Genomic DNA, 10,790 nt, shown 5'->3' on the forward strand with positions numbered 1-10,790 from the left:
TCGACGCCCGCGCGATACCCCTTGATCGGCTGGGCAATCTGGACCGAGCCGCCAAGAAACGCATCAACGCTTAAGGCGCCCACGTCAAAGGGATCACTGCGGTAGCTCAACTTCGTTTTCCGCCAGAATACGCAGCACACGATCATAATCGCGCTCCGCCACCATCACGCGGCGCGGCAAAATGCCTATCGATCCTTCGAGCACGCTCATATTTACGTCCAACTCAAAGATCGGTATACCCGCATCGTCAAGGATAGCGCGAACCAGCGCCGTGAGGGTTATGTCGTTCGTACGCATTAATTCTTTCATAGACTTGACCTAATCGCGGGGCCCTTCTTTGTCGAGGGCAGGAACGAGAGTGTGATGAGCTTGGACGACATGGCAGTAAAGCCACATGATGCTTTAGCGGCGCATTTGAGCGCTGATATGGATGCTGTAAACACATTGATCCGCGAACGTATGGCGTCCGAGCACGCGCCGCGCATTCCTGAGGTCACAGCCCATCTGGTCGAAGCAGGCGGTAAACGCTTGCGCCCGATGCTCACGCTCGCAGCTGCGCAGCTTTGTGGTTACGCTGGCCCCTATCATGTGCATCTGGCCGCGACGGTAGAATTCATTCACACAGCAACGCTGCTACATGACGATGTTGTCGATGAAAGCGGTCAGCGCCGTGGCCGTCCAACCGCGAACCTGCTCTGGGACAACAAATCCTCCATTCTCGTGGGCGACTATCTGTTCTCGCGTTCGTTCCAATTGATGGTGGAAACCGGCTCGCTCCGTGTTCTGGACATCTTGGCCAACGCCTCCGCAACGATTGCTGAGGGCGAAGTCCTTCAGCTCACCGCATCGCAAGACTTAGCAACGACTGAAGCGATCTATCTGCAGGTCGTGCGCGGCAAAACAGCGGCGCTCTTTTCTGCCGCGACTGAGGTGGGCGGCGTCATCGCAGGCGCGGATGAGGCACATGTCAAAGCCCTCTTCGAATACGGCGATGCGCTCGGCGTGGCGTTCCAGATCGTGGACGATCTGCTCGACATGCAAGGTGATCCGAATGCCACAGGTAAAAACGTCGGAGATGATTTCCGCGAACGCAAACTGACATTGCCTCTGATCAAAGCCGTCGCGAACGCCGACGACGAAGAGCGCGCTTTCTGGCAGCGTACCATCGAAAAAGGTCAGCAGAAAGAGGGCGATCTCGAACACGCGATTGCGCTCTTGCATAAACACGGTGCGCTCGAAGACACGCGCCAAGAGGCGCTCGCATGGTCCCGCAAAGCAGTCGCAGCAATTGAAACGCTCCCCGCGCACCCCGTGCGCGACATGCTGAGCCAAATCAGTGACTACGTGGTGTCGCGCATCAACTAAGCGTACTCGCGACGACCCACCAATCTGGATGATCGCGGCTAATCTGAGCGGCAAGCACCTCGGCTTGCTCCGCGCTCTCGCACAGCCCAAAACACGTCGCGCCCGATCCTGACATCCGCGCCAAGAGCGACGGCTCCAGCGCCGCAAGCACGTCCTGAATAACGGGCGCAAGCCCAATCGCGGGGGCCTCTAAATCATTTCGCTGCGCCGCGCACCACGTCACAAAATCAGCCGTCCTAGTCCATTCGGGCATGACAGACATGGCTGGGTTTTCTTTGTCGCACAGCGCCTTGAACACCGGCGGCGTTTCAACCGCGACGCCGGGATTAACCAAGACCGCCCAGAGGGCTGGCAGTGGTGGAATGGGCGAGAGATATTCACCCACCCCGCGCATCCGCAACGCCATGGGCGAAAGGCACACAGGCACGTCTGCGCCCAGCGAAACGGGATCATCCGGTAACGGCACATCCCACAGCTCTGCAAGGGCAAGCAACGTCGCCGCCGCATCCGCGGAGCCACCACCGATACCAGCAGCATTTGGCAGGTTCTTGGTTAATGAAATCGCCGCGCCCTGTGACAGGTCAAGTGACGGCGCAAACATCTGCGCCGCTTTCATCACAAGGTTACGCCCGTCCGTCGGCACCCCCTCGGACAACGGCCCATCAACGATAAGGCTAAGTTCTGAGGCCTCGGACACCGTCACCTCATCGCCGACGCCCGCAAAGGCCACCAAACTATCTAGCAGATGATACCCGTCGTCTCTGACCCCTGTCACATGAAGCGACAGGTTAATCTTTGCCCGCGCAAAACGCGTGACCGATTTAGCCTTCATTTGCCGATTTGAGCGGCGGGGCGCCTTCTTCTTCCAAAACAACGTCTAGACCGACTTCAAGCTTACGGCGAATGCGCTCTGGATCGGCCTCTTGGCTCGCATCCCCATGATCCACAAAGGACAACGCACGCTTCCATTGGAACTCCGCCTCAAGGAAACGGCCAACAGACCAATACACATCGCCCAAATGATCATTCACGATCGGATCAATCGGCATCAGTTCAGTCGCATGTTCCATATGGCCCACCGCTTCTTCATAGCGACCCAAACGGAACAACACCCAACCCAGACTATCAACGATATAGCCACTCTCTGGGCGCGCCGCGACAGCGCGTTCAATCAACTCAAGCGCCTCGTCCAATTTGATCTTTTTCTCAACCAACGAATACCCAAGGTAGTTCATCACCTGAGGCTGCTCAGGGCTCAGATCCAACGCTTTGCGGAAATCGGCTTCTGCTTTGTCCCAAAGGTCCAAGCGCTCATGCGAAATGCCGCGCGCATAGTAGATAAACCACTGCGAGTTTACTTCCTCATCGAACCGTTCCAGCGCCGTATCATAGGCCACAACCGCATCATCGAACTGTTCTTTCTGGCGCAACACATCCCCAAGCGAAGAGTGAACCAATGGCAAATCACCATGACTGCGCGCGAGGTTCTGCAGCACGTCAATGGCATCATCCTCTTTCCCGCTTCGGCGCAACGCTTCCGCGCGTCCTAGCTCAGCCGCATGAAACGCGGGATTGTCGCGCCCAACTTGTTTGTAGGTCTCGGTCGCAAGCTCAAATCGCTCAAGTTGCTCAAGCAAGCCGGCAGACAAAAGGATTGCATCGATGTGTTCAGGGTTCAGATATTGCGCAATGCGTGAATACAGCAGCGTGTAGTCTTCGCTGGCCTCATTGCGCAGCGCGCTCCCGACAGAAAAGAAGACCTCTGCCATGCCATCGCGCGCGCTCTTAACTTGTGAAAACCCGAGCGGGCCACCCGCCGTCAATCCATCACGCATTTCCTGCAACTTCGGATCAAGGTCTGAACCAAAAGACTGCTCTAACATTTTGAGCGCGTCATCATTGCGCTCCAGTTGGCTCAGCACTTCGATATGGGCAATCGCGCCGCGCCGCGTTTGACGCAAAGCGCCAGCCTCTGGCAGTGAGAAAATCTCATCTGCGCCTTCGAAATCACCCACAAGCGCAAGTGCCAGCGCCTTGTGATACAAGGCAAAGCCAAGCAACCCGCGTTCTTCGCCGAGCGCGTCAAAATTTTCTAGCGCGGCATCGATCTCGCCAATGCCGACTTGGCCCCACGATTTGAGCAACCCGTCAACCAATGGGCCAACGCCGCGTTCCTCAAGAATACGCGCAAGGATGTCAGCGTAATTTTCGATCTTGGCTTGCTTAGCGATCATCGCCATTTGCCCGACTTGGCTTCCGTGCCCGTCTGACAGCAAATTTTCAGCGACAACCGCAGCTTTATCTACATCGCCTAAAGCGAGCAGCGCAAAACTGGCGCTTTCCAAAATTTCAGGATTGGACGGATCACGAGTAAGCGCCTGCGTGTAATATTGAGCTGCAGATTTAAAGTCGCCGGTCACCGCAGCCGAACGCGCTGCAAGATAGTCGCCAGAGGGGGCCTCCGCAGTCAAAGGCATTCCGAAAACGGCCAAAACCGCAACAAGGCTCAATTGCCGCACAAAGCGAATAGGCACCTAGCAAGCTCCTTCTTAGATAGGGTCGTTAGGAGCCTACGGACTTGAAACTGGTAAGGCAACGCTTGACGAGAGTGCGACAGGGCAAAAGCCCTTTTGCTGGGCTAGAATTTTCGTTCACGAATGCGGCAATCACAAAAAATTTAGGGCGGCACAATGATGTACCGCCCCAAGAAGACTACTAAAAAGATGGTGTTAGTTAATACCAACAGGACACGTTTGGGGACGTTCCCCTGCTTCACTCACAACTTGGTTATCGGCGACAGTTTATTGCATTCGAAGCCAAACTACGTGTAATCATGTCATTCTTCGTAGAACTTACAGAATCGCAAAATCACGATGCGTGAAATAGTACAGAAAACGCCTCACGATGAACGACTGCTCGTTTTTGGGCTGGCGATCTTTATGTGTGTCTTCCTCGGCCCATTTGACACCGATGTTGACCTTGATGTCTGGCAACGGCTCGCATTCTGGACTGTTGCAGTGACTATTGTCGGTATCGTTATTGAGCATTGCATGATTGCGATCCTCTACAGCCGCTGGTGTGCCAGATTTCACATTGCAATCAAACTCTTGATCGGGGCTATGATCGGGGCGGTCCCCGGAACGTCGTTTATGATTGCGATCAATACGATGTTTAGACCCGAGCATTTGGAAAACCTCAATTTTCCGCTTTTGTGGATGAATGTCACCGTCATGGCATTGCTCATCGCGGGGCTTGATTGCCTTGTGACCCTTCAATTTCGCAGGGGCGCACCTGTGGAAGAAGAGCAGCCAACGCCAGAAATCAATCCAGAGCCCGAATTAGCGAATATATCGTTGCCTCGACTGTTCACACGCCTGCCAGACCGTCTCCGCGAGGGGCAGATCATATCGATGTCGATGCAAGACCACTATGTTGAGATCACAACCACACAAGGCAGTGAAATGCTCTTGATGCGGTTAAGCGATGCCATTGATCTGCTCGATGGGATGCCGGGCGCCCAAACCCATCGCTCGCATTGGGCCGCAAGCACGCATTCCAAAGAACTCTCCAAGGCTGGACGTCGCCACGAACTCACGCTTTCAGACGGTCGCACGCTCCCTGTAAGCAACAGCTTCAAGCCCACCGTCAATGACATGCTGAAAGCAAAAGAGCAGGCCTAAGCCTGCTCTCTTTTTTCAACACTGAAATGCCCGATTACATGTTCGGATAGTTTGGACCGTCACCACCTTGCGGCGTGACCCAAGTGATATTCTGGCTTGGATCCTTAATATCGCAGGTCTTGCAGTGAACACAGTTCTGGAAGTTGATCACGAATTTCTCGTCCACAACCTCGTAAACACCTGCAGGGCAATACCGCTGCGCAGGCTCTGCGTAGGTTCCCATGTTCTTCATCATCGGAACATCAGGATCGGTCAGCTGCAAATGCGCTGGCTGGCTTTCTTCGTGGTTGGTAAAGCTGAACGCAACGTTGGTCAGACGATCAAAGCTGAGCTTACCATCCGGCTTCGGATAGTCGATCGGCTTGTGCTTGTAGACAGATTCAGTGGACTGCGCGTCGTTCTTACCGTGCTTCAACGTGCCAAACAGTGACGCTTTAAAGAACGTTTGGAACCACATATCGAAACCGCCAAGCGCCATACCACCAAGCGGACCAAAGCGCGCATTAAGCGGTGCAACATTGCGAACAGTCTTCAAATCTTGGCCAACAACGCCAGACTTCAGCGACTCGTTATAAGCATCGAGCGTATCGCTGGAACGACCATCTGTGATCGCCGCAAACGCCGCTTCCGCCGCTTCAATACCAGAATGCATCGCATTGTGGTTACCCTTGATGCGCGGCAGATTCACGAGACCAGCAGAACAACCCAGCAAAGCACCGCCAGGGAAGGCAACTTCAGGGATCGATTGGAAACCACCCTTAGTCACCGCGCGCGCGCCGTAGGAAACGCGCTTACCACCTTCGAGCAACGCCGCAACTTTCGGGTGGTGCTTGAAACGTTGGAATTCCATATAAGGGAAGAGGTACGGGTTCTTGTAGTTCAAATCGACGATGTAACCGACGTACACTTGGTTGTTGTCGAGGTGATAGATGAACGAGCCACCACCGTTCTTGAACCCAAGCGGCCAACCGAGCGTGTGAGTGACCTCACCCTCATTGTGCTTGGCAGGATCAACTTCCCAGATTTCCTTCATGCCAATGCCGAACTTCGGCACATCGCAATTCTCATCGAGGTTATACTTGGCAATCACTTCCTTGCTGAGCGAGCCGCGCACGCCCTCGGACAAGAAGACATACTTACCGTGCAATTCCATGCCCGGTTCGTACGCATCACCATGGGAGCCATCTGCGTTCTTACCGAACTCACCAGCGACAACACCCTTAAGCGAACCGTCGTCATTATAAACCAGCTCGGAACACGCCATGCCCGGGAAAATCTCGACACCCAGGCCTTCAGCCTGCTCTGCCATCCAGCGGCACACGTTACCCATGGAAACGATGTAGTTGCCGTGGTTGTTCATCAGTGGTGGAAGAACAAAGTTAGGAATGCGGATCTGACCCGCTTCGCCCAGCATATAGAAGTTGTCTTCTTTGACCGGAACATTCAGCGGCGCGCCTTTTTCTTTCCAATCCGGGATCAAACGATCCAAACCAGACGGGTCAAGCACAGCGCCTGACAGAATGTGCGCGCCCACTTCGGAGCCTTTTTCAAGAACGACGACTTCCATGTCAGCGTTCAATTGTTTCAACCGGATCGCAGCCGAAAGACCCGCAGGCCCCGCGCCCACGATCACTACGTCATATTCCATCGCCTCGCGTGTCGCTTCTGACATGATGGTTCCCCTCGTGAGCTAGTAATAATGTTGCGCAAACAGCTAGCAATTCTTGCCAGAGGCGGTCAATCCGAACGAGACGTAAATTGGTCGCACTTGGCATAAAAACCAGACTCTTTACGTGAAAGCGCCGAACAATAGATCATTGCTTGCATTCACCTACCTGCTCGGGGCAATCTGGACGCTGGATAGAACGATACCACAGCGCCGGATTTCCGGCGCTTTTTATCAACAAACAGTAGAATAGACGGGGTTTGCCCATGGAAAAGATACCGATGACCAAATCGGGACATACGGCGATTGAAGTTGAATTGAAAAACCTCAAAACCGTTGAACGCCCTGCAATCATCGCAGCAATTGCGGAAGCGCGCGAACATGGCGACCTTTCGGAAAATGCCGAGTATCATTCCGCACGCGAAAAACACAGCTTCATTGAAGGCCGTGTGAAGCAGCTCGAAGGCATTTTGTCCCTTGCCGCGGTGATCGATCCCGCGTCCTTGAACGGTCCGATCAAGTTTGGTGCGACGATCACATTGGCAGATGAAGAAACCGATGAAGAAAAGACGTGGCAAATCGTTGGTGAACACGAAGCCAATGTCGAGGGCGGTCTTTTGAACATCAAATCCCCCATCGCACGCGCTTTGATTGGTAAAGACGAAGGTGATAGTGTCGAAGTGCGCACCCCCGGTGGCACCAAGTCCTACGAAGTCCTTAAGATCGAATACATCTAAAGTGACGCCTCTCAAGCGCGAAAGAAGCGAGCATGGCTGACGGCTCTGACGGAAAATCAACCCCTTTGGGCATCTACGATCGCCCAAAGAAACCTGCGATCACTGGCATCGAAATCATCGCAATTGCGCTGAGCCTGTTGTGGTTGCTGGGCACTGCCATCTTTTTTGTGACGCTTCCAACCGAAGCGGCGCCAGAAGGCACGAGCGGGTTACAGTTTTTGATGACGATCCTCGCGATCTTCATGCCTGTCGCGATGATTTGGGTGGCGGCAACGGCCGCGCGCTCTAGCCGCGTGATGCGTGAAGAAAGCCAACGTTTGCAGGCCGCAATTGATGCCATCCGTCAAACCTACGTCGCCCAAAGCCAAGGGCGCAACATGGGCGCAGAGCCTTCGGTCAACCGTAAGCTCGATGAAATCGCAGCAGCGCAACGTAAGACCGAAACGACGCTCGCCAAGTTCTCAACCAAGCGCGATACATCCCCCGTGCGCAAACCCGCGCCAGTAGAAACCGCGACTGTCGATCCATCTGAGCAGCCCAGCCTCGCACTTGGCACTCAAGCCGTCGATATGGAGCCGCCGCTCGAAAGCGAAGCTTTCATTCGCGCTTTGAATTTCCCAGAAGATGCCGAAGATAAGGCAGGTTTTGACGCATTGCGCAAAGCGCTGAAAGATCGCAAAGCCGCACAACTTATCCAAGCCGCGCAAGACGTGCTGACACTGCTCAGCCAAGACGGCATCTACATGGATGATCTTCGCCCTGACGCCGCGCGTCCCGAAATCTGGCGTCGCTTTGCCTCTGGTGAACGCGGTCGCCCTATTGCCGCGCTTGGCGGCGTGCGGGATCGCTCTTCGCTCGCGCTGTCTGCCGCGCGCATGAAGCAGGACACAATCTTCCGCGACGCAGCGCATCACTTCCTGCGCCGCTTCGACAAAAGCTTTGCTGAATTCGAAGAAATTGCGACCGATTCCGAAATCGCCGCTCTCTCCGGCACACGCACCGCCCGCGCTTTTATGCTGCTTGGCCGTGTCGCAGGAACCTTCGACTAATCCTCAGAACGACGTAAATGGTATATAACGCACGCGGCTTCCCTGCGTTATCTCCGCCGCGCCATCGGGCAGTTCAACCAACCCTTCGGCCCAGCTCAACCCGCTGATCCGCCCTGACCCTTCTGATTTGAACACCTCGGCCCGCCCGTCGCGGATGCGTGCGCGCAAATATTCACGCCTACCTGCCTTCTTGGTCTTCGCAAATCCTGCAGGCACGTCAAATCCTTGCGGCGCAGCCCATTGCGCCCCTGCCAAGAGGTTCAAAGCAGGACGTGCAAAGATCAAAGTACACACCAAGGCCGCAACAGGATTGCCCGGCAATCCAAAGATCGGCACGCCGTCCCAAAGCCCCAGCGCGAGCGGGCGACCCGGTTTCAACGCAATGCGCCACATCGCCAGTGATCCCGTCTCTGCCAAAAGCGCAGACATATGATCCTCATCCCCCGCCGACGCCCCACCAGAGGTCAGGATCGCATCACACCGCCCAGCGCCCTCATTCAACATGTCCGCCAAAACGGTCCGATCATCGGGCGCGCGTCCTAGATCAATCGCCTCAAATCCCCATGCGCGCAGTTGCGCCAGCAACATCGGTCGGTTCGCATCGTAAATTTGCCCTGCCTTCGCGGCCGCGCCCGTCTCGACCAGCTCATCGCCCGTGGACAACACACCAACACGCAAGGGCGCATAGGTCTCGACCTCAGCCACACCAACCGCGCTCAGCAAAGCAACATCCGCAGGCGTCAATCGCCGCGTCGCCGTCAAGATCACATCGCCCGCATTAACATCCTCGCCCGCGCGCCGCGCATTGCTGCCAATTTTGATCGGCCCATTGAACGCGATCCGCGCACCATCGGTGTTCACGTCTTCCTCCAGCACAACGGAATCCACGCCCATCGGCATCGCCGCACCCGTCAAAATCCTGATCGCATAGCCTTCGGGAACCACACCCTCAAACGGCACCCCCGCCGCCGCGCGCCCCTCAACAAGTGGCAAAACATAAGGGCCATCGCCCAATGCCGCCCCTGCAAAGGCATATCCATCCACCGCCGAATTCGGCTCTGGCGGATTGGCGCGCTTGGCCACAACATCCGCAGCTAAAATCAACCCAACCGTTTCCGTAACCGCAGTAACCTGCCGAGCCGTCGTAGCATTAAGCCGCTCTTTCAACATCGCAAGCGCATCATCAACGGGCGTCCAATTCACCCCAGCAGGCAAGGCAAAACAGTCATTTGTCAGCGCGGGCGCTGGGAGCTCATCGAATTCATCTGTACTCATACGCCCCCTCCACCATCAGAGGGTGCTTTCAGACCAATATCCGCGAGCAAAAAGTCAGCAATCGCATCCGTGTCATTCAAATCAAACACAGGCCGATCCACCTCCAGCGTACAATCCGCCGCAAAAGCGCGCACAGTTTCATCCCCGATCAACGGATTGCCTGTCTCTGCGCGATGCGCTTCGATCTTCGGATGCCCATCGCGCTTGTAGCCCTCAACAAGGACCAAATCGACAGGCGCGAGCTTAGCCAACAATTCTTCAAGCGTCGGCTCATCCTCCCCCGTCAATTCATGCATCAAAGCAAAGCGATTGCGCGACGCCAATAGCACCTCACGCGCCCCAGCCGCGCGGTGGCGATAGCTGTCCTTGCCCGGGTGATCCACGTCAAAACTGTGATGCGCATGTTTCACCGTCGACACCGAAAACCCACGCGCGGAAATGTTCTCAACGAGCCGCTCCATCAGGCCCGTTTTGCCCGCGTTCTTCCACCCGACAACGCCATAGATGTTCATAGATAATCCTCTGCCCGCGCTAAATCTTCGGGCGTATTCACGTTGAAAAATGGATCGAACGGCTCGCTCGCAAACATAGCCTCACGCACGCCATGCTGATCTGTCCATTGCACAACCTTGCGCAAACCACCGCTCAAAGCCGCGCGCAAATCATCGCGCAGCGCAACAGGCCATAGCCCAAAGGTCGGATGCCGATTGCGTCCGCGTTCTGTATCAGGCGTCGCAGACAGCGCCAAAGGATGCTCCATCCCGTCCGCCGCCATCATCAATTGCGGCACCAAATCACAGGGAAAAAACGGTGTATCCGCTGCAGCCGTCACAATGGTATCAGCCCCTTGCTCAGCCGCCCAATCAAGGCCAGCCAAAACCCCAGCGAGCGGCCCCGCGAACCCGTCGATACTGTCCGCAACCACAGGTAAATCCACATCCGCAAACCGCGCCGCATCCCCATTGGCATTCAATGCGATCCCCGCCACCTGCGGCTCCAAGCGCTCAATCACATGGCC

General features: G+C 55.6%; 11 protein-coding genes. 4 read left to right on the top strand and 7 right to left on the bottom strand.

Annotated elements, in window-relative coordinates; genetic code table 11:
* Nucleotides 1-93: 93 nt before the first annotated feature.
* Entirely contained in the window at nt 94-309 is a 216-nt protein-coding gene (locus ABJQ89_RS03650) for a DUF2007 domain-containing protein (protein ID WP_348494912.1), read from the bottom strand.
* A 54-nt stretch (nt 310-363) separates the two neighbouring features.
* Between ABJQ89_RS03650 and ABJQ89_RS03655 the strand changes: the two genes are divergently transcribed.
* Nucleotides 364-1,365 carry a polyprenyl synthetase family protein gene (locus ABJQ89_RS03655; protein WP_348494913.1) on the top strand — a complete coding sequence of 334 codons (1,002 nt, stop codon included), beginning with the start codon at nt 364-366 and terminating at the stop codon, nt 1,363-1,365.
* On the opposite strand, the gene ABJQ89_RS03660 is transcribed toward ABJQ89_RS03655, so the two are convergent.
* Both ABJQ89_RS03660 and ABJQ89_RS03665 read right to left on the bottom strand, forming a co-directional pair.
* Nucleotides 1,358-2,197 carry a 4-(cytidine 5'-diphospho)-2-C-methyl-D-erythritol kinase gene (locus ABJQ89_RS03660; protein ID WP_348494914.1) on the bottom strand — a complete coding sequence of 280 codons (840 nt, stop codon included), beginning with the start codon at nt 2,195-2,197 and terminating at the stop codon, nt 1,358-1,360. The two genes, ABJQ89_RS03655 and ABJQ89_RS03660, sit on opposite strands and share 8 nt — an antisense overlap.
* Nucleotides 2,187-3,899: a tetratricopeptide repeat protein gene (locus ABJQ89_RS03665; RefSeq protein WP_348494915.1), complete on the bottom strand. Its 1,713-nt coding sequence runs from the start codon at nt 3,897-3,899 to the stop codon at nt 2,187-2,189. The genes ABJQ89_RS03660 and ABJQ89_RS03665 overlap by 11 nt, the downstream gene beginning before the upstream one ends.
* Before the next feature lie 339 nt (nt 3,900-4,238).
* Here ABJQ89_RS03665 and ABJQ89_RS03670 point away from each other — a divergent pair, with 339 nt between their 5' ends.
* Nucleotides 4,239-5,045 carry a LytTR family DNA-binding domain-containing protein gene (locus ABJQ89_RS03670; RefSeq protein ID WP_348494916.1) on the top strand — a complete coding sequence of 269 codons (807 nt, stop codon included), beginning with the start codon at nt 4,239-4,241 and terminating at the stop codon, nt 5,043-5,045.
* Nucleotides 5,046-5,079: 34 nt separating this feature from the next.
* Here ABJQ89_RS03670 and ABJQ89_RS03675 read toward each other — a convergent pair whose 3' ends face one another.
* Nucleotides 5,080-6,717: an electron transfer flavoprotein-ubiquinone oxidoreductase gene (locus ABJQ89_RS03675; RefSeq protein WP_348494917.1), complete on the bottom strand. Its 1,638-nt coding sequence runs from the start codon at nt 6,715-6,717 to the stop codon at nt 5,080-5,082.
* 260 nt (nt 6,718-6,977) lie between these two features.
* Between ABJQ89_RS03675 and greA the strand changes: the two genes are divergently transcribed.
* A complete protein-coding gene (greA, locus tag ABJQ89_RS03680; RefSeq protein ID WP_348494918.1) occupies nt 6,978-7,448 on the top strand; it encodes a transcription elongation factor GreA in 471 nt (156 codons plus the stop codon).
* Between the two features lie 32 nt (nt 7,449-7,480).
* Nucleotides 7,481-8,497, top strand: coding sequence for a hypothetical protein (locus ABJQ89_RS03685; RefSeq protein ID WP_348494919.1), 1,017 nt, complete (start codon nt 7,481-7,483; stop codon nt 8,495-8,497).
* A 3-nt stretch (nt 8,498-8,500) separates the two neighbouring features.
* Here ABJQ89_RS03685 and glp read toward each other — a convergent pair whose 3' ends face one another.
* The 3 genes from glp to mobA all read right to left on the bottom strand — a co-directional run.
* Nucleotides 8,501-9,772, bottom strand: coding sequence for a gephyrin-like molybdotransferase Glp (gene glp / locus ABJQ89_RS03690; protein ID WP_348494920.1), 1,272 nt, complete (start codon nt 9,770-9,772; stop codon nt 8,501-8,503).
* Nucleotides 9,769-10,284: a molybdopterin-guanine dinucleotide biosynthesis protein B gene (gene mobB, locus ABJQ89_RS03695; RefSeq protein ID WP_348494921.1), complete on the bottom strand. Its 516-nt coding sequence runs from the start codon at nt 10,282-10,284 to the stop codon at nt 9,769-9,771. The genes glp and mobB overlap by 4 nt, the downstream gene beginning before the upstream one ends.
* Nucleotides 10,281-10,790 (bottom strand): molybdenum cofactor guanylyltransferase (mobA, locus tag ABJQ89_RS03700; protein WP_348494922.1); only part of this gene is annotated, 510 nt, incomplete at its 5' end. The genes mobA and mobB, both read right to left, overlap by 4 nt.

Source organism: Planktotalea sp. (genome assembly GCF_039984035.1).
Lineage (GTDB): Bacteria > Pseudomonadota > Alphaproteobacteria > Rhodobacterales > Rhodobacteraceae > Planktotalea.